Origin of the sequence: Rhodococcus sp. APC 3903 (assembly GCF_030407755.1) — a bacterium.
GTDB lineage: Bacteria > Actinomycetota > Actinomycetes > Mycobacteriales > Mycobacteriaceae > Rhodococcus_F > Rhodococcus_F erythropolis.
Genome location: NZ_JASDCV010000003.1, coordinates 37,182 through 59,157, shown reverse-complemented (window position 1 = coordinate 59,157; position 21,976 = coordinate 37,182). Strand labels below are relative to the sequence as shown.

Sequence of the window (21,976 nt, the reverse complement as noted above, 5' to 3'; positions counted from 1 at the left end):
TTCATGTCCTCACCTGGGGCGCAACGGGTTCCGCACGGCCCGAAACGGACATCTGCATGACTTCGACAGCAATGATTGTTACGTTCAGATGACCGATGAAGCCTGTTGATACGAGAGCTATCCCGACCACCGCGCCGGACGCGGTGTTGTTCAGAAGCCCACAGATCGATGACGGAGTCCGGCTCTGGGAGATCGCACGTGATTCGAAGGTGCTCGACCTCAATTCGAGTTATGCATACCTGTTGTGGTGCAGGGATTTCAGCGCGACGTCCATCGTCGCAGAGGTAGACGGCCGCGTAGTCGGATTCGTTTCCGGTTATACCCGTCCCAGCGCGCAGGAAACCCTGTTCGTGTGGCAAGTCGCGGTCGACGAGGACCAGCGCGGCAAGGCAATTGCTGCTCGCATGCTGTCCGACTTGATGGATCGCACTGCCCCACTGGGTGTTACACATCTGGAGACGACGATCAGCCCCGACAACGAGGCTTCGATCGCACTCTTCACTGCGCTCGCACGTCGACGCGAAGTACCGATAACCAGGCAGAACTTGTTCTCGCCCAAAGATTTTCCCGATGGACACGAAGCCGAAGATCTTTACACGATCGGCGCCTAGCGCATTTCGCGCTCGGCATACAGCATGCCCCGGAGGAACAAAGAAGATATGAATATCAACGAAGCAAGCATTTTCGAAACCCTCGAGTCCGAGGTCCGCAGCTACTGCCGTGACTGGCCTGCAGTGTTCACCAGCGCATCCGGATCCTGGATTCGTGACGAAAACGGACGCGAATATCTCGATTTCTTCGCCGGTGCCGGCGCCCTCAACTACGGCCACAACAACCCGGTGCTCAAATCGGCGCTGGTCGACTACATCATGAGCGACGGCATCACGCACGGCCTCGACATGTCGACAGTCGCCAAGCGCGAGTTCCTCGAGACCTTTCAGCGCAACATCCTCGAGCCGCGCGGCCTGGACTACAAGGTCCAGTTCCCCGGCCCGACCGGATCGAACACCGTCGAGGCTGCACTGAAGCTGGCCCGCAAGGTGACCGGACGTTCGGCAGTCATCAACTTCACCAACGCATTTCACGGAATGACACTTGGTGCACTCTCCGTGACCGGCAACTCGATGAAGCGCGCGGGCGCCGGTGTTCCGCTCGTGCACACGACACCGATGCCCTTCGACAACTACTTCGACGGCGTCACCGAGGACTTCCAGTGGTTCTCCCGCGTTCTCGATGATTCCGGTAGCGGCATCAACCGTCCCGCGGCAGTGATCGTCGAGACCGTTCAGGGTGAAGGCGGCGTCAATGTCGCTCGCCCCGAATGGCTTCGGGCGCTGGCAACACTGTGCTCGGATCGTGGCATCCTGCTGATCGTCGACGACGTCCAGATGGGCTGCGGCCGCACCGGGCCGTTCTTCTCCTTCGAAGAGGCCGGAATCGTTCCCGACATCGTCACGCTGTCCAAGTCGATCAGCGGTTACGGAATGCCGATGGCGCTCACGCTGTTCAAGCGTGAACTCGACGTCTGGGGACCGGGCGAACACAACGGCACCTTCCGTGGCAACAACCCGGCGTTCGTCACCTCCAAGGTTGCACTCGACCACTACTGGTCCGACGACGCACTGACGAAGACAACCTTGAAGAAGGGCGCACGCATCAGCGAATGCTTCGCCAATCTCTCCGATCAGTTCCCCGGCGAGGTCTCGCACCGCGGACGCGGCCTGGTTCAGGGCCTCGTTTTCGATCAACCCGAGCGCGCCGGCAAGGTCTGCCAGCTGGCATTCGACGAGGGATTGCTCGCGGAGACCTCCGGACCCTCCGACCAGGTTGTGAAACTGCTTCCGGCACTGACGATTACCGATGACGAGCTCGAGCACGGCCTCTCCATTCTGGCCGAGGCGACACTCAAGGTCTGCAGCTAGAGGAAGGACTCTCCCATGATCGTTCGCACCACCACCGAGATCACCGACACCGACCGCGACATCACGAGCGAGGACGGCAACTGGCGCAGTAAGCGCATCGTCCTCGGCGGCGACCGCGTCGGGTTCTCGTTCCACGAAACCACCATCAAGGCAGGTTCGGTCAACGAGTTCCACTACGCCAACCACGTCGAAGCGGTCTGGCTCGTCGAAGGCACCGGCAAGCTGATCGACCTGGACAACAACAAGGAATACGATCTCGCACCGGGGTCGATGTACCTGCTCAACGGTCACGAGCGTCACCGCGTCGAGCCCGATACGCAGATGCGCATGCTCTGCGTTTTCAATCCGCCGGTCACCGGGCGTGAGGTACACGACGAGAACGGTGTCTACCCACTGGTGGAGGTCCCCGCGTAGCGTCTAGTCATGGCGACTGACACCTCTCCACGCGTAGCGATCGGCCCTGTCCCCGATGCACTGCTCGACAGCGCGGTGCTTCGGGGCGGAGGTCTGATCAGTCCGATCGACACTGCCGACGCCCTGATCTGGGCGGGCTCACCCGAAACTTTTCCGTCGGAGTTACCGGCGTCGGTCAGGTGGGTGCAGCTGCCGTCGGCGGGAATCGAGGATTGGTTCGACTCCGGTGTGATTCCGAAGGACACCGAAATCACGTGGACCTCGGCGGCCGGCGCGTTTTCGGCCTCGGTGGCCGAGCACGCGCTCATGCTGCTGTTGGCCGGAGTTCGTCACCTGCCCGCACACATCGAAGCTCGAACGTGGCGTCAGTTCGAGTTCTTTCCCAAGATCGGCACCCTTCGTGGCTCGACGGTTGCGATCATCGGCGCAGGCGGTATCGGCCGCGCGCTGATTCCGATGCTGGCCGCGCAGGGGGCGGACAGCATCGCAGTCAATCGTTCCGGTAGCCCGGTTCCCGGGGCCATCTCGACGTACCCCGCATCCAGGATGGATGAAATCTATTCTCGCGCAGATCACTTCGTGATCGCTGCGCCCGCCACCCCGGCCACCCGTCACCTCGTGGGCCGCGCGCAGTTGGCGGCGATGCAACCCCATTCCTGGGTGATCAATGTCGCGCGCGGATCGCTGGTCGATACCGACGCGCTGGTCGAGGCAATCGAGTCGGAGCAGATCGGCGGCGCCGGTCTCGACGTCACCGACCCCGAACCCCTCCCGGACGGCCACCCGCTGTGGGATCTGACGAATGCGATCATCACACCCCACGATTCCAATCCGCCGGGAGTTCGCCCCGCCGCGTTTGCGGATCACGTCTCCAAGAACGTGACCCGCTTCGCGAAGGGCGAGGCACTGGCTGCCCTCGTCGACCCGGTCGCCGGATACTGAGCACGCCGCCGAAGCCTGAATGATCCGGCGAAAGCTGCCGAAAGTTACTGTGGCGACTCCGTATCCGGGAAGAAGAGCGCCCGCGCCCGGCGAGCCACCTCCTCCGCAGGTACATCCTCGATCTTCGTGCATACGGCCCACCGATGGCCGAATGGGTCGAGAAACACTCCATGCCGGTCACCCGAGAACGTATCGGCTACCGCCGTGACCAGCGTGGCTCCCTCGGCGACGGCCCGAGCGACGAACTCGTCCGTGTCCTCGGCGTAAACGACGATGGACGAATGCACCCAGCCGTCCTGCGGCGACCTGAGACCGAAGTCCGGCATCTCCTGCGAAAGCTGCAGCATCGAATCACCGATCCGAATCTCGGCATGCATGAGGGAGCCGTCGGGTGCGTTCATCGCGTCGACGATCTCAGCTCCGAGTGCTCGTTTGTAGTAGTCGAGTGCGGCATGGCCGTCCGGCACCGCAAGGTAGGGAGTGATCGTGTGGTAACCAGCGGGAATTGGGTTCACTGTGTTCATGTCTACGAGTATCGACAGTCGTACACGTGTTCTATTGAACATTTCGGACTTCCTCCGCGCCGCCGTCTCGCACACGCGCCTATCCTGGAACGGTGCCTACCGACAACAGCCGCCTCGACGCCCTTCCCGAGCTCCTGGCCGGCCGTCGCCTGGCAGTTCTGACGGGTGCAGGCATCTCCACCGACTCCGGAATCCCGGACTACCGTGGCCCCGATTCACCCCCGCGCAATCCGATGACGTTCCAGCAGTTCATCGGGGATCCGGCGTTTCGACGTCACTACTGGGCGCGTAACCACATCGGCTGGCGATACATGGACAGCTCGCGGCCCAACCAGGGCCACCGGGCCGTCGCGGCACTCGAGCGAACAGGGCGAGCCGTCGGTGTGATCACCCAGAACGTCGACCTCCTGCACACCAAGGCCGGCGCGCGAAACGTCATCGACCTCCACGGCACCTACGCGCAGGTTCGATGCCTGAGCTGCCAGCGGCTGATCTCCCGCACCACTCTCGCCGAGAGACTGGAGGAAGCCAACCCCGGATTTGCCGAAACTGTGGCTGCTGCAACGGGAGTCGAGATCGCGCCCGATGCGGATGCCGTGATCGAATCCACCGCACACTTTCGCGTCGTGGATTGCGCCGTGTGCGGTGGGCTACTCAAGCCGGACATCGTCTACTTCGGTGAATCCGTCCCCAAGGAACGTGTGGCCCGGGCGTACAGCCTCGTCGACCAAGCCGATGCACTGTTGGTAGCCGGGTCGTCGTTGACGGTGATGTCCGGTCTGCGTTTCGTGCGGCATGCCGCCAAGACCGGGAAGCCGATCGCCATCGTCAATCGCGGAACGACCCGAGGTGACGAATACGCCGACCTCAAGCTCGAAGTCGGTTGTGCTGAAGCACTTTCCGCCCTGGTCGAGTACGACAGCTACAGCGCCACCAAGTCGTCCGCGTGAACCACGGGACGCTGCATGTCGGCCGGTAGATCGGCGGTGGAGCGCCCCAGGATCTCCTCGATCTCCGTAGCGTCGAACGCAACGACACCCCGAGCGACGGGCTTCTCCCCCGGTCCCATCAGCGACACGACATCGCCGGCGTGAAAATCGCCGGACACACCGACGATGCCCGCGGACAGCAGGCTTCGACGCTTGGACACCACCGCGCGAACGGCGCCTTCGTCGAGGTGAAGGTCACCCGATGTGTCAGCGGCGTGACGTACCCAGAATCGGCGAGCCGACAATCGCGTCGGCCGGGGCGCAAATGCTGTTCCGACATCGGCACCACTGAGTGCCTGCGCAGCGTCCGATGCTGCCGCGAGCAGCACCGGCACTCCGGAATCAGCGGCCAGGCGTGCTGCTGAGAGCTTTGACGCCATGCCTCCGGTACCGAGAGCGCCACCCGATCCGGCAACCACACCGTCGAGATCCTCGGGACTGTTGACCTCGGGAATCAGTGTGGCATCGCCCTTTCGGGGATCCCCGTCGTACAGGCCGTCCACATCCGACAACAGAATCAACGCGTCGGCGCCGACGAGATGAGCAACCAGAGCAGCCAGCCGATCGTTGTCACCGAATCGAAGTTCGGTGGTGGCAACGGTGTCGTTCTCGTTCACGATCGCCACCGCGTGCAATGCCCGTAGACGATCGAGTGTCCGTTGGGCGTTGCGGTGCTGCGTCCGTCGAGCGATGTCGTCCGCCGTGAGTAGAACCTGCCCGACGGTACGCCCGTAACGGGCGAACGACGTACCCCAGGCGTGAGCCAGCGCCAACTGACCGACGCTGGCCGCAGCCTGCTTGGTCGCGAGATCCCGCGGTCGCTTGGTCAGTCCCAGCGGCGCCAGCCCGGCGCCGACGGCACCGGACGAGACGACGACAACATCGGAGCCCGCGCGCATGCGGGCCTCGATGGCATCGGCCAACAGATCAAGTCGGTGAGTGTCGAGTCCCGCCACCAGACTGGTGAGCGCAGACGACCCGATCTTCACGACGATACTGTGAGCCGACGCTATCGACTCCCTGGTGGACCCGAGCACAGTCCCGTTCCCTCTCTTCGGTTTTCGTCCTGAAATCGCGTGAGTCAGGCGTCTTCGTCGAGCAGCCCGCGGCGGACGCGACGAGCATGCTTGCGCTCGTCGGCGCCGATACGCTCCACCTGATCGAGACGCGGGTCGGTTCCACGGCCCGTACGGGTCAGATCGATACCGGCCGGCGTCATCGGCTCCCACTCGAAGCTGACGTCACCGATGGTGACGGAAGCCCCTGGCTGAGCGCCCTTCTTGACCAATGCGTCCTCGACACCCAAGCGTGCAAGACGGTCGGCGAGGTAACCAACGGCCTCGTCGTTGTCGAAGGCGGTCTGACGAATCCACCGCTCCGGGCGGGTGCCTCGGACGACGAACCCACCAGGGATATCGGGATCCTTCTCGATGGTGAAGCTGGAATCCTTCACCTTGACCGGGCGAATGACCTGGCGCTTCGGCTCGGGCTTCGGATGAGCTTCGCGGTAGTCGCGGACCATCTTCGCCAGCGCGAATGTCAACGGTCGCAGACCTTCTCGGCTCACCGCCGAGATGGTGAAGACCGGCCATCCGCGAGCTTCGATCTCGGGTGTGACCATTTCGGCCAGCTCGGCTGCCTCCGGAACGTCGGTCTTGTTCAGGATGACGACGCGCGGGCGCTTGTCGAGGTCACCGAGTCCCGAGTCGCCGGAGAGCGCGGGCGTGTACGCGGCCAGCTCTGCTTCCAGGGCGTCGATGTCGGATATCGGGTCACGCCCCGGATCGAGGGTGGCGCAGTCGATCACGTGCGCCAATACGGCGCAGCGTTCGATGTGGCGCAGGAAGTCCAGGCCCAAACCGCGGCCTTCGCTGGCACCGGGGATCAGCCCGGGCACGTCGGCGACGGTGAAGGTGGTGTCACCGCTCGAGACGACGCCGAGGTTGGGGACCAGAGTGGTGAAGGGGTAGTCGGCGATCTTCGGCTTGGCCGCCGAGAGAACGGACACCAGCGAAGACTTACCGGCAGAGGGAAATCCGAGCAGACCGACGTCGGCTACCGACTTGAGTTCGAGCACCAGGTCACGCTCGACACCGTCTTCACCGAGGAGTGCGAAACCTGGGGCCTTGCGAGCCTTCGAGGCGAGTGCTGCGTTGCCGAGTCCGCCGCGGCCGCCCTGAGCGGCGTCGTAGCGCGAGCCGACACCGACGAGGTCGGCAAGGACGTTGCCGTCGGTATCGAGAACCACAGTTCCATCCGGGACCTTGAGGATGAGGTCTTCACCGTTTGCACCCTCGCGGTTACTGCCGGCGCCCTGCTTGCCGTTGGTCGCCTTCGCGTTGGGATGGAAGTGAAAGTCGAGGAGGGTGTGGATGTTCTCGTCGACCACGAGGATGACGTCGCCGCCGCGACCTCCGTTGGCACCGTCCGGACCGCCGAGCGGTTTGAACTTCTCGCGGTGTACGGAGGCGCAACCATTGCCGCCTTTTCCAGCGCTGACGTGCAGCACAACACGGTCAATGAATCGGGACATGACTGCCGGATCCTTCCTCAGTCAATTGCGGGTCTCACGCGATGAGCTGAACTTCTGGTGAGCAGGGTTGCTCGGGGTAAAACTGGCACTGCTTAAACAAACGATAGGGGCGGACCGGGTTATTTCAACCCTGGTCCGCCCCTATCGGGAGCTTGGAACGCGTCACTCTCTTACCGAAAGTAGAACCGGTGACGCACAACTAGCGAGAAAGACTAGACCTCAGCCGCAACGACGGCCGGAACGATGTTCACGGTCTTGCGTCCACGCTTCTGGCCGAACTCGACTGCACCGGCAGCGAGAGCGAACAGGGTGTCGTCGCCGCCACGGCCGACGTTGACGCCGGGGTGGAAGTGCGTGCCGCGCTGGCGAACCAGGATTTCGCCTGCGCTGACCGACTGGCCGCCGAAGCGCTTCACGCCGAGGCGCTGGGCGTTTGAATCGCGACCGTTACGGGAGCTGGATGCACCCTTCTTATGTGCCATGCTATTGACCCTCCTCGGGTGAAATTAGCTAGAAAGAACTGGTTACTTGATGCCCGTGACCTTGAGCACCGTGATCGGCTGCCTGTGGCCCTGACGCTTGTGGTAACCGGTCTTGTTCTTGAACTTGTGGATGCGGATCTTCGGGCCCTTGGTGTGCTCGACGATCTCACTGGTGACTGCGACCTTGGCCAGCTTGGCCGCGTCGGTGGTCAGGTCAGATCCGTCGACCACGAGAACGGGAGCAAGCGAGACAGCAGTGCCGGGCTCACCCTCGATCTTCTCGACCTTGACGAGGTCACCAACAGCGACCTTGTACTGCTTTCCGCCGGTCTTGACGATCGCGTACGTTGCCATCGGAGGGCTACCCCTTGCTTCTTCGAACTTGCTCGCGCTGCTGCCTGAGGCTTCAAATGCATCGCGACTGGTCTGGTTTATGTCACCTCGGCTCGGCACTGACGTACCGGGACATTCACGCGCACTCTAGGCACACGGAATCTCTACCGCCGGGTGGCGACCCTCCAAGGTTACGGGAAAGCAACCGTCAGGGTCAAACCGCCCCGCCGAGGGGTGGTGCTTACTACTCTGTACTGCTTCTACCAGCTGAAACTTCGGATAACGGTTGGATGTCCTCGCTCATCGCGAAGTCATCCAACCGACCGAAAGCCAGTAGTTCTTACTCTCCGTCTACCGGAGGACCTGCGGGGCGTGCTGCTGCACGCCTGCGACGGGGTCGCTTGACGACGACAACTTCTTCCTCAGCCGGAACTTCGGTGGCCGGAGCCGGAACGTTTTCCACGACCGCTTCTGCCACGGGTTCCGGAGTCGGAATCACGAAGACCGTACCCACCTCGGGAGCTGCCTCGGCAACCGGTGCCGACGCTGCCCGCGACGCCCGGCGACTACGCCGACGACCGCGCGGAGATGCTTCGGTCGAAGCGGCCGCCGACTCGTTGTCCACTGCGGATACTTCTTCCGCAGCAGAGTCCACAACAGGAACGTCATGGCGCTCAGTAGCAGCAGGAGTATCGATCGGCCGATCCTGTTGCCGATCGGCACTTTTGGATGCATCATCCCCCGAAGACGTACCGGTGGAATCAGACTCGATCGAGTCGGCCGCGACGGTCTCGTCGTCGTCGTGGTGGTGCGAGGCCATCGCCAATGCCACCGGATGAGCCCGCTTGACGGTCGCGTCGACAGCCGGAACCTCCGGCGCCGGAGCTTCCTGTCCGTTGGACTCGGTCGAAGGCGACTTGTCTCCGCGGCCACGCTTGTTCTTGCGCGAGGTGCCGGATTCGCTTCGCTGCGAGCCCGAACGCGATCCGCCGTCATCCGAGGACTTCACCTCGACCGGCTCGGAGTGGACGATGATCCCGCGGCCGTGGCAGTGCTCACAGGTGGTCGAGAAGGCCTCGACCAATCCGGTGCCCAACTTCTTGCGCGTCATCTGCACGAGTCCGAGTGACGTGACCTCCGACACCTGATGGCGCGTGCGATCGCGACCCAGGCATTCGGTGAGCCGACGCAGGACCAGGTCCCGGTTCGATTCGAGGACCATGTCGATGAAGTCGACGACGATCATTCCGCCGATGTCCCGCAGGCGCATCTGGCGAACGATCTCCTCGGCTGCTTCGAGGTTGTTGCGGGTAACGGTCTCTTCGAGGTTTCCGCCGGCTCCGGTGAACTTTCCGGTGTTGACGTCGACGACGGTCATGGCCTCGGTGCGATCGATCACCAGGGTGCCGCCGGACGGCAGCCACACCTTGCGATCGAGTGCCTTGGCCAACTGCTCGTCGATACGGCGAGCGGCGAAGACGTCGATACCGTTGTTCGGCGTGTACTTCTCGAGTCGCGGAAGCAGGTCGGGCGCAACGGAGTTGATGTAGTTCTCGACCGTCGTATGCGCCTTCTCGCCCTCGATGACCAGCTTGGAGAAGTCCTCGTTGAACAGATCACGAATGACCTTGACCAGCATGTCAGGCTCTTCGTACAGCGCCTGCGGGTTGCCGGACTTACCGGTGTCCGCAGCCGCAGCCTGCTCCTCGATGCCGGCCCACTGAGCCTGCAGACGAGTCACGTCGCGCGCCAACTCTTCTTCGCTGACGCCCTCGGACGCCGTGCGAATGATCACGCCGGCGTCGGCGGGAACTATGTCGCGCAAGATTTCCTTGAGACGCTTGCGCTCGGTGTCCGGAAGCTTGCGGCTGATACCCGTGGACGTACCACCGGGCACGTAGACGAGGAAACGACCGGCAAGCGAAATCTGTGTGGTCAGTCGCGCACCCTTGTGACCGACCGGATCCTTGCTGACCTGAACGAGCACCTGATCGCCCGGCTTGAGGGCCTGCTCGATCTTGCGCGAGTTGCCACCGAGACCGGCAGCCTCCCAGTTGACCTCACCGGCGTAGAGAACGCCGTTGCGGCCACGTCCGATGTCGATGAACGCCGCTTCCATGCTGGGGAGCACGTTCTGGACACGTCCGAGGTACACGTTGCCGACCATCGACGCGGACGCCGAGTTGGTGACGAAGTGCTCGACCAACACTCCGTCTTCGAGGACTGCTACCTGTGTAGTCGCATGCGGCTGACCGCTGTCTGCTCGATCACGCACAACCATGACGCGATCGACGGCCTCACGACGCGCGAGGAACTCCGACTCGGTCAGAATCGGCGGGCGACGACGGCCGGCGTCACGACCGTCGCGGCGACGCTGACGCTTCGCTTCCAGACGTGTCGAACCACTGATGCCCTGGACCTCGTCCTTGACGCGGGTCTTGTTGCGAGGTTCGCGCTCGTGAACGACGGTGTTCGGCGGATCGTCCTCGGACGTCGCAGTCGCGTCGGTGGCGCCGTCGGTGCCGGTCTTGCGACGACGACGACGGCGGCGACGGCGGCTCGATCCGTCGGCATCGAGATCGGAATCGTCGGCATTCTCGGAATCCGCATCAGCGGTGGACTCGGACTTATCACCGGATTCTTCGCCGGCAGCGTCGTCGGTTTGCTTCTCGACTGCCGCAGGGGCAGATTCCTGCTCCGATTCGGCAGCGGTATCCGACTCTTCGTCCGAACCCTGCTCGCCACCCTGTTCACCGCGACCACGCCCACGTCCACGGCGTCCACGACGACGGCGACGCGGCTGATCCTCGTCCTCGTCCTCGGACTCGGCGCTCTCGCCCTCGGTTTGCGGTGCGGTCACGGCCGGCTCTTCGACGGCAGGAACTGCAACCGGTGCTGCCTCGGGAACGACGGTTTCGGCTTCCGCAGTTGTCTGCTTCTCTTCGACGACCGCCGGTGCAGCGGGCTCGCGGCGTGCGCGACGGCGACGCGGAGCTACCTCGACGGCTTCGAGATCCGGCTGCAGGAACAGCGGGACCTGCGGCGCGGCGGGAGCCACCTCGGGCTGATGGGTCTGCGGCGCCTCGAAGGAAGTGAACAGATCGGACTGCTCGGCTTCCTTGCTCTGCAGCGCAGCAGCGGCGTCGAGTCCAGCGCTGATCTCGGCGACAGCCGGATCCACTGCTTCTTCTGCTGAAGGTTCTTCGGCGGCCGGTTCTTCGACAACGACCTTTTTGCGGGTGCGACGAGCCCTGACAGGCTTCTCGGCCGGAGCCTCTGCAGCAGGCTCTTCCGCAACCGGGGCCTCGGCAACCGGGGCCTCGACAACCGGGTCGATGAGGCTATCGAGCTCGGCGACGACCGGCTCGATGGCCTCGGCAGCGGAAGTCAGCGAGGCGTGAATCCGCTGGGCAACGTCCCGTTGGAGACTCGACTGCGCACTGCGCAACTCGGTACCGAGCGCTGCGGCTTCGGCAAGGACCTGCTTGCTCGTGACACCGAGCAGCTTCGCCAGCGCGTGTACGCGCATCTTGTCGGGAAATTCCGGGGTGGTGCTGGAATCTGATTCGGTTGGGGATTGATCGGCCACGTAAGTCTCCTCAGCCCCCGGGCGCGTCCAACCCAGAAGTCGAGTTGTCACGCGGCCACGCGGGAGCGTGCTGTGTGTACTCGCACTCAGAAGTGAGTGCGAGATTGTAAGGTCTCGCTCCGCATGGTCCGCAATGCCCGTTATTCACTGCGAGCACATGAAGTGCCTGGCTGGATGGCCGTTGTCCTGTGCGCGAGCGCCTGATCATCCAGCGTGCAGAGGTCCAGGGATTTCCTGTTGACCTGGAGCAGCGATGAAAGGGCATCGAACCTAGGTGTCATCCGGTTGAACGTGCGTAAAACAAATTGCGGTTCAACTGAAAGCATTATCCCACACCAACGCGCCTGCAACTGCAAAGGGCGCACCGATGTGGGATACGTGCCGAGAATTCGCTGTGGAGATGTGGGCCGAAGGCCCGTTCATGTGGGCCAGAGGCCCGTTACATGTGGGCCAGAGGCCCCGATCGAAGATTCAGATGGACGACAGCGCGGGGAACCACAGAGCGATTTCGCGCTCTGCCGACTCCACGGAGTCACTGCCGTGAACGAGGTTCTGCTGCGCTTCGAGTCCGAAGTCGCCACGGATGGTGCCCGGAAGAGCTTTGTCGACCGGGTCGGTTCCGCCGGCCAACTGACGGAAAGCAGCGATGGCGCGGGGGCCTTCGAGCACTGCGGCCACCAGCGGACCGGAGGTGATGAACTCCAACAAGCTCGGGTAGAACGGGCGCTCGGCGTGTTCTGCGTAGTGGCTACCAGCCACCTCTTCGGAAGCTACACGGAGTTCGAGTGCTGCAATTGTCAGGCCTTTGCGCTCGATACGGCTGAGGATTTCTCCTACGTATCCACGGGCAACGGCGTCGGGCTTGATCAGTACGAGGGTGCGCTCAGTCACAGCGGACAGCCTAAATGGTCAGTCCCGCTGGCCGGGAAGCAGGCCCTTGTCCATCCGGCGCTTGATGTCTCTCTGCAGGTAGACGAGGTATCCCCAGACGATCCCGAAGGTGATCGCCACACCGGCAATCGACGGGTGGACGAAGAAACCGAATAGAAGAATCACCTGCAGTGCGACGTTGAACCCCATCGCCCACGGCTTGCCCTGGACGCCGGCTCCCAGAATCATCAGTACCGCCAACCCGATGATGAATCCCGCGGAGGCCGCGGTGAGGCCACCGCCGACGACCGCGACAACCGGCAAAGCCAGCAGCACGACGATCGCCTCGAGGATCAGGGTTCCGGCCATCACTCCGCGGAAACTTTTCCAAGGGTCCTTGGTCGGAGGCCCGAACTCGCCGGCAGTGTCTCCGGACTCGGGGTCTCCGGGCTCGTGGCCTCCGGACTCGGGATTGGCATCTGACGGGGTACTCACGCGGGGTCCTTTCCGAACAGCGTGCGGGCGGCGCCTGCGGTCACGACGGATCCCGTCACCACCACACCTGCCCCTGATACGGCTTCGCCGGGTTCGGCGACCTGCTCGGCGATTTCGATCGCGACTTCCAGCGCGTCGGCAAGCACCGGCGCCACGACGACGCGCTCGTCGCCGAACTTCGCGACGGCAATGTTCGCCAGCTCCTCGACATCCATCGCCCGGGGTGACCCGTTGTGGGTGACGACGATCTCGTCGAAGACGGATTCGAATGCGGTCAAGATGGCGTCGACGTCCTTGTCCGCCATGACGCTGACAACTCCCACGAGCTTGCGGAAGTCGAACTCCGCGGCCAGTGCGGCGGCGAGAGCACGCGCACCGTCGGGATTGTGGGCGGCGTCGAGAAAGACCGTCGGCGCACTCCGAACACGTTCGAGGCGACCGGGATTGACGATCGAGGCGAACCCGTTGCGGATTGCGTCCTGATCCAGTTGTCGATCCGGACCGGCGCCGAAGAACGCTTCGACGGCAGCGAGCGCGAGCGCGGCGTTGCGCGCCTGATGCTCACCGTGAAGGGGGAGGAAGATGTCGGTGTACACACCACTCAGGCCTTGAAGTTCGAGCTGCTGTCCACCTACCGCGATCTGGCGAGCAAGCACCTTGAACTCCGAGCCTTCACGCGCGACCGCGGCCTCGACCTCGACTGCTCGGCGCAGCAATACCTCCATGACTTCTGGAGTCTGCTCGGCGATGATCGCGACGGTGTCCACCGGAACCAAGTCCTCGCGGCCCTTCTTGATGATCCCGGCCTTCTCCTCCGCGATTCCGGCCAGGTCGGTGCCCAGGTACTCGGCGTGATCGAGGCTGATCGGCGTGATCACCGCGACCTGTCCGTCGATCACGTTCGTGGCGTCCCAGCGTCCGCCGAGGCCGACCTCGACCACGGCGACGTCCACCGGAGCCTCCGCGAATGCCGCATAGGCCATCGCAGTGAGCACTTCGAACTTGCTCATCGCCGGTCCCCCGGCTTCCTGCGACTGTGCGTCGATCATCTGCACGTACGGCTCGATCTCGCGGAACGTGTCCACGTAGAGCCGCGGGGAGATCGGATGACCGTCGATGCTGATCCGCTCGGTCGCGATCTGCAGATGAGGGCTGGTGGTTCGGCCGGTACGACGATGCAGAGCGCTCATCAAGGAGTCGATCATGCGCGTCACCGACGTCTTGCCGTTGGTTCCCGTGACGTGCACCGACGGATAGTTGTGCTGCGGTGAGCCCAGGACATCCATGAGCGCCTCGATACGAGTCAGTGACGGCTCGATCTTGGTCTCAGGCCAACGCTTGTCGAGTTCTGCTTCCACCAGCGCCAGTTCGGCGATGTCGACCGGAGTCGGAACCGAACTCTGAGCGTCGAATTGGGACGGCTCGTACGAACTCACTTGTCGGCCAACTCCTTCAGACGTCCTGTGATGCGCTCGATCTCTTCGACGGCGATCTGGCGACGTGTCTTGATCTTGTCGACGACGGCGTCGGGCGCCTTCGCCAGGAAGGCCTCGTTCGCCAGCTTGTTGTCAGCGGTGACGAGCTCCTTCTGCGCTGCCGCGAGGTCCTTTTCGAGCCGCTTCTTCTCCGCGCCGAGGTCGATGGTGCCCGAGGTGTCGATGTCGACCGTGACGGTGCCCTGGCTCAGACGCACCTCGACGGAGATCGACGCGGTGAACCCCTCTTCGGGTTCGGTCAGCTTGGCAAGCGCCGCCACGTAGGCGAACTGGCCGTCCATGCCTGCCTCCGAGAGCCCGGACGCACGAGCCGGAACCTTCTGGGAAGGCTTGAGCCCCTGATCGTTTCGGAAACGTCGCACCTCGGTGATCAGCTTCTGCGTGTCTTCGATCCTGGTGGCGGCCTGGGCGTCGACCGCCACACCGGACAACGTCGGCCAGTCGGCGACGACGACGGATTCGCCGCCGGTGAGCACCTTCCACAGGGTTTCGGTCACGAACGGAATGACCGGGTGCAGGAGGCGGAGCAGTGCATCGAGAACATTGCCGAGCACGGCGCGGGTGTTCGCGGCGACAGCCTCGTCGGCGGCGAACTGCACCTTGGCGAGTTCGAGGTACCAGTCACAGACCTCGTCCCACGCGAAGTGGAACAAGCCTTCGCACGCCTTGCTGAACTCGTAGCGATCGAATGCGGCGTCCGCCTCGGCCTGGACCGTGTCGAGACGGTCGAGGATCCAACGGTCGGCGTCGGTCAGTTCGCTTCGAGCGGGTAGCGGCGCGGGAGCAGCGCCGTTCATCAGTGCGAACTTGGTCGCGTTGAACAACTTGGTCGCGAAGTTGCGCGAGGACTGCGCCGAATCCTCACCGACGGACAGGTCACTGCCCGGGTTGGCGCCGCGCGCGAGTGTGAATCGCAGGGCGTCGGCGCCGAAACGATCGACCCAGTCGAGTGGGTCGATACCGTTGCCGCGAGACTTCGACATCTTCTTGCCGTACTGATCGCGGACCAGTCCGTGCAGGAACACGTCCTTGAACGGCATCTGCGCACCGGACTTACCCGGACCGGCGGTGATCGACTCGTCCTCGGACACGTAGGTGCCGAACATCATCATACGGGCGACCCAGAAGAACAGGATGTCGTAGCCGGTGACGAGAACGCTGGTGGGATAGAACTTTTCGAGCTCGGGCGTGTTGTCCGGCCAGCCCATCGTCGAGAAGGGCCACAGTCCCGAGGAGAACCAGGTGTCGAGGACGTCGGGATCCTGGACCCAGCCTTCCGGCGCTGTTTCGTCGGGACCGAAGCACGCAACTTCACCCTCGGGGCCGTACCAGACCGGAATGCGGTGGCCCCACCAGAGCTGGCGGGAAATGCACCAGTCGTGCATATTGTCGACCCAGTCGAACCATCGCGGTTCCTGGCTCGCCGGGTGAATGACGGTGTCCCCGTTGCGAACCGCGTCACCCGCAGCCTTGGCGAGCGTCTCGACCTTGACCCACCACTGCAACGAGAGACGAGGCTCGATGGCCTCGCCACTGCGCTCGGAGTGCCCGACGCTGTGCAGGTACGGGCGCTTCTCGGCGACGACGCGGCCCTGCTCGGCGAGAGCTTCGCGAACCTTGACGCGAGCCTCGAAGCGGTCCATACCGTCGAATTCGGTTCCCGTGTCGGCGATCTTGCCGGTCTTGTCCATGATCGTGGGCATCGGCAGGTTGTGCCGCAGGCCCATCTCGAAGTCGTTGGGGTCGTGAGCCGGCGTGATCTTCACTGCGCCGGTTCCGAACTCGGGGTCGACGTAGTCGTCCACGATGATCGGAATCTGACGCCCGGTGAACGGATGATCGAGAGTGGTTCCGATGAGGTGCTTGTAGCGCTCGTCTTCGGGATGGACCGCCACTGCGGTATCACCGAGCATCGTCTCGACGCGAGTGGTCGCGACGATGACGTGCGGCTCGTTGTCGTCGAGCGAGCCGTAGCGCAGGGAAACCAGCTCACCCTCGACGTCCTCGAACTTCACCTCGATGTCGGAGATCGCGGTCTGCAGCACCGGCGACCAGTTCACGAGACGCTCGGCGCGGTAGATCAGACCCTCGTCGAACATGCGCTTGAAGACGGTCTGGACGGCGCGCGAGAGGCCCTCGTCCATGGTGAAACGATCGCGACTCCAGTCGACACCGTCACCGATGCGCCGCATCTGGCCCCCGATAGTTCCACCGGATTCGCGCTTCCAGTCCCAGACCTTGTCGATGAAGAGCTCGCGGCCGAAATCTTCCTTTGTCTTGCCGTCGGCAGCGAGCTGCTTCTCGACGACGGACTGCGTGGCGATACCGGCGTGGTCCATGCCAGGTAGCCACAGCACCTCGTAGCCCTGCATCCGCTTGCGACGGCTGAGCACGTCCATGAGGGTGTGATCCAGGGCATGGCCCATGTGCAAGCTGCCCGTGACGTTCGGGGGCGGCAGCACGATGGAGTAGCCGGGCTTGTCGCTGGTCGCGTCGGCCTGGAAGTACCCGGCGTCTACCCAGCCTTGATACAGATCGGCCTCTACAGCGCTGGGGTCCCAGCTCTTGGGTAGGGCGTCGGCGGGGGTCTGGGGGTTCTCTGGAGCTGCACTGGTCACCACTTGATCCTAATGACTCCCCCGTCGTGAACGAATTCGCCCGTCGGCCGCCGCGGCGCACACGAACGACTGCCCCGCAGTCCGGGGTCAGCCGAACAAACGATATTCACCGATCCGCTCCGCTGACAGGATCGCTCTGAAGGACGACCGACCAACTACCTGTGGAGCAAATATGTTGAACAACTGGAGTTCTCGCCGTCCCGGCGTTCGAACGTTGGCGGCGGCCGCGACGATCGGAGCGGCGGTTGCCCTCGTGCTTCCGGCGACTGCGTCCGCTGCCCCCGGCATCGAAGAAAGTGTGCAAGGAAGCATCGACAGTGGTAGCGCCACGATCAACGGAAGCGTCGGCGATATCGGGAACGACATCGCAAACGGCATCGCCAGCGGCAGCGTGGGCGACATCGTCGGCGGGATCGCCACTGGGAACCTCAACGACGTCCTCGGCGGCCTGAACGCCGGCTCGACCAGCGCGACGGACATCGTCAACGGCCTGGCCAGTGGCAACGTCAGGGACATTCTCAGTGGCCTGGCCAGCGGCAGCGGCGGCGGCGGATCGTTTGCACCCACGCAGCGCTGCGACGCCTCGACCGTCTCGGGCGGCGCAGGAATCACCAGCACCAAGCACGAACTCGGCCGCGGTGGCCCGACCTCGTTCGTGCTCGGCTACGAGACCGAAAACGTCCCGGACCTGATCGAGGTGTACTACGAAGGTCGGTTGATCCACAGCAGCGGATACATCGGCGACAACATCAACGAGGGAACTGGTTCAGCTGTCGTCAACGTGCCCGCCGGTGGGGCGTCGTCCGTTCTGGTTCGCGTCACGGGCCCTGACCACACCGAGTGGTCGTACACCGTTCGTTGCCCCGGCGCCTGAGTCCGGTCCGGATCCGCGCGAAGACGATCGTGCCTCGTTCGGCTGCTTCAGCCGAACGAGGCATGCGCGCGTTCAGCCCAGAATCTCCGGCAGCGCGACATCTTCGCCGAGAACGTGCTCGGAGAGGAACGCGGTGACCACCTCGTACCAGATCTTGGTGTGCTGCGGCTTGAGCACCCAGTGATTCTCGTCGGGGAAGTACAGGAAGCGATGGTCCGTTTTCCCGTCGTCGTCGGCGGGCAGACCTGACTCGGCGAGCAGTTCGTACCAGAGTCGCAAGCCCTCACCGATAGGAACCCGGTAGTCCTTGTCGCCATGGATGACCAGCATCGGAGTCGTGATGTCCGCGACGTACAGGTGTGGCGAGTTCTCGACGGCCATCTCCGGCGACATCTCGCGTTGCCAGTACCAGGCCGCGTCCGTCGTCGGGCCGAATTGATCGAGTGCCCAGAGGCTTGCGTGGGTGACGATCGCGTCGAAACGGTTGGTATGGCCGGCGATCCAGTTGGCCATGTAACCGCCGAACGAACCACCCATCGCGCCGGTTCGCTTGGGGTCGATCTCGGGCTGCGCGACGGCAGCATCGGTGATCGCCATCAGATCGGTGAAGGGCGCCTTGCCCCACTGACCCCACCCGCGCTGGACGAAATCCTGCCCGTATCCGGTCGAGAGTGCGGGATCGGGCAGCAGTACGGCATAGCCCTTGGCGACGAGCAGCCACGGGTTCCACCGCCAGGACCAGGTGTTCCACGAACCGAGTGGGCCGCCGTGGACCCAGAGGAGCAACGGCACCGGCGCGTGCGGTGCGGCGCCGGTCGGCAGTGCCAACCAACTCCGGACTGTCGAACCGTCCTCGGCGCGAGCGGTGATCTCGGTCAGTGTTCCCGGCAGCTCCGGCAATGCGTCGGGTCCACGAAGTGCGGTGATCTCACCGGATCCCAGATCCACCCGCACCACGTGCGGGGGCGCTTCGTAGGAGGCTCGCAACGCGTAGATCGACTCGCCGTCCGGCGCCACTCGAACATCGGTGTACGCCGCGTCGTCGGCTGTCAGGCGCACCGGCTGGCCCCACAGGTCGATGGTGAAGATCGGCCCTCGGCCGCCGTCGTCCGCGGTGACCACCAGCCCGGATCCGTCGGGTAGCCAGGCAAGTGAGGTGGGCCAGCGGTCCCAGCCGTCGGCGACGCCGGTCACGGCACCGGATCCGAAGTCGTAGAGCTGCAGAGTCATTCGCGGTGCGAACTCCGGCGTGGTGAGAGTCTCCCGGATGAACGCGAGCTTGGTTCCGTCCGGTGAGAGCACCGGGTTGTAGACGTCCGCGTCGGCCTCGTCGACAAGGGTGGTTCGGTCGCCGGTCACCGTGTCGATCCGAACCAACGTCGATCGGCGGGCGGCACTCGCATCGCCGACAGTCCACGTTGTCACGACGAAGAGACCGTCGTCGGAAATCGTGGTCGACGTCTCTCGCAGCGCCGCGGCTGCAGTCGGTGTGATGTCCCGCAACTCGACGGATTCCTTCGAATCCGTCTCGGCGACAACCAGATGCGGATGATCGGGGCCCAGGTCGTGGTCCCAGTGGCGCACCGGATATCCGGTGTGCAGCATCGCCGTGACCTTCTTGTCCTTGCGCGCCGATCGCACCTGATCGTCCTGGTCGAGGCTGATCGCCGAAGCCATGACCGAAGTCTGGGCCACGAACGTCGGCGCCGCCTTGGCCGCTGATACCGACGAGACACCACCGGGACGTGAGATCAACAGCTGAGCTTCTCCGCCCGCCGCGGGCAAGCGCCAGAGTGCGGGTTGCGGATCGCTCTCGCCCGGCACGGCTCGCGTGGCGGTGAAGAGCACGTCGCCGTCGAACGCGAAGGCAGCACCCGACTCGCTGGTCGAGCCCCAGGTCAACCGACGCGCCGGACGCCGACCTTCCGGGTCGATCTCCCACAACGAGGACACGTATTCGGCGCTCTTGTCGTCGAGAACGGCGCGCGCGCAGATCAGCAGCGAGCCGTCGGGTGACAACACCAGGCTGGACAACCTGGCCAAGGCGATGTAGTCGTCGAGTTCGTCGAACGGTGTGCCTGCGTGGAGCTCGGGAATCTGGGTCACCACTAGTTGGTATCACGCGCCCCGCGGTTGACGCATCATTGCGTAGATCGTCGGCCCGCCGCCTGGCATGACGATGTCACGGGTCACTTCGAAACCGAAGCGGTTGTAGTACGGGATGTTCGATTCCTTGCTGCTCTCGAGGTAAGCGTCGACGTGTTCACGATCGCAACGCTCCAACCGGGAGTTCAGTAGGGCTTTGCCGTATCCCCCACCGCGCGCCGCGCTGCCGGTCCCGACCGTCGCGAGATACCAGTGCGGCGAATTCGGATGTGCTCCTTCGAGAACGGAGCTGACCTCGGCCGCGTGTCGTAGCCCCCTGCCGAAGACACTCACCATTGCGGGCAGGCTCACGAGCCCGGAAATCCACGACTGCTTCCACCGCCCCGGCGGATCCCACAGAGTTGCCCCGCCGATCACGCCGTTGTCATCGGTGGCCACCTCGACACCGCCACCGGCGAAGTGGTGGTAACGAGCTTCTGCGGCAAACAGTTTCGTCAGGCGCTCAGCCCTGGAGTCCTCGTCCGGCAACATCCAGGCCATCAAAGGATCATCTTCGAACGCCTCGGCCAACACCGCCGACAGCGCCGGAATATCGGATCGGACAGCCGGCCGCACGTGTACACCCATGAGGCGAGAGTACCGCCGACTGTCCGAATCCCTGGACTTTGAACAGCGCTGTCCTTGAACCGATCAGACGAGCAAGCCCGCAATCCGCGGCGGAATCTGTTCGAGCGCATACGGCAAGCTCAGTACGGTGCTCCACGTCATGGCTTCGGCAGCAGCGTCTTCCAGAATGATCGCGCGGCCGTCCTTCACGACGTCGAGTTCCTGGTAGATCGGGGTCTTGTCCAATTCCGCCCGAAGCTTGTCGCCGTAGCCACCACCGGCGTACCAGACGAGTACGTCGACGTCCGCAAGCGAGAGTTGCTCGGTGCTGATCTCGGCGAAGTTACCCGTGATCTGATCGGTGACAGGCGGATTCACGAATCCGAGTTCAGTGAAGAACCTCACCTTGGGGTCTTCCGGTCCGTAGACCCCGAATTGCCCCGGCCCCTTCAACGCGCCGACCAGAACGGTCTTGCCGGCAAACGCCGGATTGGCCGTCTTCACGTCGGCGAACTTCTTGTCGACGCCGGCGATCAGCTCGGTGGCCTTTCCTTGCTGCCCCAGCGCTTCGCCGATGATGGTCGTCTGGTTCTGCCAGGGGATTCCGTAATCCGCGAACTCCTTCGGCTGCGCCACCGTCGGCGCAATGGCACTGAGTTTGTCGTACTGCGCCTGAGTGAGCCCGGAGTAGGTGCCGACAATCAGGTCGGGTGTCGTGGCAGCGACCTTCTCCATCTGAATGGTGGTGCCCGCGGTTCCGATGATCTCGGGAGTCGCCCCGTTCAGCAGCGGCTGCGCCCATGGCCACACACCGTAGGGGTAATCGCCGTACCAGTCGAAGGTTCCGACCAAAGTCCCACCGAGGGCGAGGATCGCATCTTGATCGTTGTATCCGACACTGACGATCCGCTGCGGATCCTCGGGCAGCTCGGTAGCCCCAAATTTGTGGGTGATCGATCCCGCAGAGTCACCGCTGGGGGGCGTGTCCTCGTCGTTCGAACTGGAGCAGGCTGCGGCGAATGCCAGCAACGCTCCCGACGTGCCGATCAGAAATCCGCGCCGGGTCAGCCGACCTGCGTCCGTTCGATCCATGCTCTTACCCCTTAAGTCCGCTCGTTCGGTAGGTAAGGCTAGCCGATGAATGTCGCATTCCGGTGAGTTCGACCGGCCCATTCGATGGCAG

Annotated in this window: 19 protein-coding genes; 6 read left to right on the top strand and 13 right to left on the bottom strand. The window is 63.8% G+C overall.

Annotated features, from left to right (window positions below):
* Positions 1-95: 95 nt before the first annotated feature.
* The 4 genes from ectA to QMA15_RS04895 are packed head-to-tail and all read left to right on the top strand — an operon-like array spanning position 96 to position 3,278.
* On the top strand, positions 96-611 hold the full coding sequence (gene ectA, locus QMA15_RS04910; protein WP_019749063.1) for a diaminobutyrate acetyltransferase: 516 nt from the start codon (positions 96-98) through the stop codon (positions 609-611).
* A gap of 48 nt (positions 612-659) precedes the next feature.
* Positions 660-1,922: a diaminobutyrate--2-oxoglutarate transaminase gene (gene ectB, locus QMA15_RS04905; protein WP_020969986.1), complete on the top strand. Its 1,263-nt coding sequence runs from the start codon at positions 660-662 to the stop codon at positions 1,920-1,922.
* 15 nt (positions 1,923-1,937) lie between these two features.
* The gene (locus QMA15_RS04900; protein WP_003944463.1) at positions 1,938-2,336 is read left to right on the top strand and encodes an ectoine synthase; all 399 of its coding nucleotides are present in this window, start codon (positions 1,938-1,940) and stop codon (positions 2,334-2,336) included.
* Positions 2,337-2,345: 9 nt separating this feature from the next.
* Positions 2,346-3,278: a D-isomer specific 2-hydroxyacid dehydrogenase family protein gene (locus QMA15_RS04895; RefSeq protein ID WP_007731007.1), complete on the top strand. Its 933-nt coding sequence runs from the start codon at positions 2,346-2,348 to the stop codon at positions 3,276-3,278.
* A gap of 44 nt (positions 3,279-3,322) precedes the next feature.
* Here QMA15_RS04895 and QMA15_RS04890 read toward each other — a convergent pair whose 3' ends face one another.
* Positions 3,323-3,844, bottom strand: coding sequence for a VOC family protein (locus QMA15_RS04890; protein ID WP_341464808.1), 522 nt, complete (start codon positions 3,842-3,844; stop codon positions 3,323-3,325).
* A 50-nt stretch (positions 3,845-3,894) separates the two neighbouring features.
* Between QMA15_RS04890 and QMA15_RS04885 the strand changes: the two genes are divergently transcribed.
* Positions 3,895-4,752 (top strand): NAD-dependent protein deacetylase, encoded by an 858-nt coding sequence (locus QMA15_RS04885; protein ID WP_019749066.1) that lies wholly within the window; start codon positions 3,895-3,897, stop codon positions 4,750-4,752.
* Here QMA15_RS04885 and proB read toward each other — a convergent pair.
* The 9 genes from proB to QMA15_RS04840 all read right to left on the bottom strand — a co-directional run bounded on the left by proB (position 4,725) and on the right by QMA15_RS04840 (position 17,207).
* Positions 4,725-5,828 carry a glutamate 5-kinase gene (gene proB, locus QMA15_RS04880; protein ID WP_019749067.1) on the bottom strand — a complete coding sequence of 368 codons (1,104 nt, stop codon included), beginning with the start codon at positions 5,826-5,828 and terminating at the stop codon, positions 4,725-4,727. The genes QMA15_RS04885 and proB overlap by 28 nt on opposite strands.
* A gap of 44 nt (positions 5,829-5,872) precedes the next feature.
* Positions 5,873-7,324, bottom strand: a complete 1,452-nt coding sequence (gene obgE, locus QMA15_RS04875) for a GTPase ObgE (protein WP_019749068.1) — start codon at positions 7,322-7,324, stop codon at positions 5,873-5,875.
* Positions 7,325-7,536: 212 nt separating this feature from the next.
* Entirely contained in the window at positions 7,537-7,806 is a 270-nt protein-coding gene (gene rpmA, locus QMA15_RS04870) for a 50S ribosomal protein L27 (protein ID WP_003944532.1), read from the bottom strand.
* A 42-nt stretch (positions 7,807-7,848) separates the two neighbouring features.
* Complete coding sequence (gene rplU / locus QMA15_RS04865) at positions 7,849-8,160, bottom strand: 50S ribosomal protein L21 (RefSeq protein ID WP_003944533.1); 312 nt, start codon at positions 8,158-8,160, stop codon at positions 7,849-7,851.
* Positions 8,161-8,479: 319 nt separating this feature from the next.
* On the bottom strand, positions 8,480-11,728 hold the full coding sequence (locus QMA15_RS04860; RefSeq protein ID WP_279163978.1) for a translation initiation factor IF-2 N-terminal domain-containing protein: 3,249 nt from the start codon (positions 11,726-11,728) through the stop codon (positions 8,480-8,482).
* 471 nt (positions 11,729-12,199) lie between these two features.
* Entirely contained in the window at positions 12,200-12,619 is a 420-nt protein-coding gene (gene ndk, locus QMA15_RS04855) for a nucleoside-diphosphate kinase (RefSeq protein WP_019749070.1), read from the bottom strand.
* 18 nt (positions 12,620-12,637) lie between these two features.
* Positions 12,638-13,093, bottom strand: coding sequence for a DUF4233 domain-containing protein (locus QMA15_RS04850; RefSeq protein WP_019749071.1), 456 nt, complete (start codon positions 13,091-13,093; stop codon positions 12,638-12,640).
* Positions 13,090-14,529 carry a folylpolyglutamate synthase/dihydrofolate synthase family protein gene (locus QMA15_RS04845; protein ID WP_019749072.1) on the bottom strand — a complete coding sequence of 480 codons (1,440 nt, stop codon included), beginning with the start codon at positions 14,527-14,529 and terminating at the stop codon, positions 13,090-13,092. Before QMA15_RS04845 ends, QMA15_RS04850 begins: the two co-directional genes overlap by 4 nt.
* Positions 14,526-17,207: a valine--tRNA ligase gene (locus tag QMA15_RS04840; RefSeq protein ID WP_290283738.1), complete on the bottom strand. Its 2,682-nt coding sequence runs from the start codon at positions 17,205-17,207 to the stop codon at positions 14,526-14,528. The genes QMA15_RS04845 and QMA15_RS04840 overlap by 4 nt, the downstream gene beginning before the upstream one ends.
* A 172-nt stretch (positions 17,208-17,379) precedes the next feature.
* Between QMA15_RS04840 and QMA15_RS04835 the strand changes: the two genes are divergently transcribed.
* Positions 17,380-18,081, top strand: coding sequence for a hypothetical protein (locus QMA15_RS04835; protein WP_290283737.1), 702 nt, complete (start codon positions 17,380-17,382; stop codon positions 18,079-18,081).
* Positions 18,082-18,153: 72 nt separating this feature from the next.
* On the opposite strand, the gene QMA15_RS04830 is transcribed toward QMA15_RS04835, so the two are convergent.
* From QMA15_RS04830 to QMA15_RS04820, 3 genes are all read right to left on the bottom strand, one after another.
* Positions 18,154-20,187 (bottom strand): S9 family peptidase, encoded by a 2,034-nt coding sequence (locus QMA15_RS04830; RefSeq protein WP_279163979.1) that lies wholly within the window; start codon positions 20,185-20,187, stop codon positions 18,154-18,156.
* Between the two features lie 12 nt (positions 20,188-20,199).
* A complete protein-coding gene (locus QMA15_RS04825; protein ID WP_290283736.1) occupies positions 20,200-20,814 on the bottom strand; it encodes a GNAT family N-acetyltransferase in 615 nt (204 codons plus the stop codon).
* A 63-nt stretch (positions 20,815-20,877) separates the two neighbouring features.
* On the bottom strand, positions 20,878-21,885 hold the full coding sequence (locus QMA15_RS04820; RefSeq protein WP_019749076.1) for an iron-siderophore ABC transporter substrate-binding protein: 1,008 nt from the start codon (positions 21,883-21,885) through the stop codon (positions 20,878-20,880).
* Between the last annotated feature and the right edge of the window lie 91 nt (positions 21,886-21,976).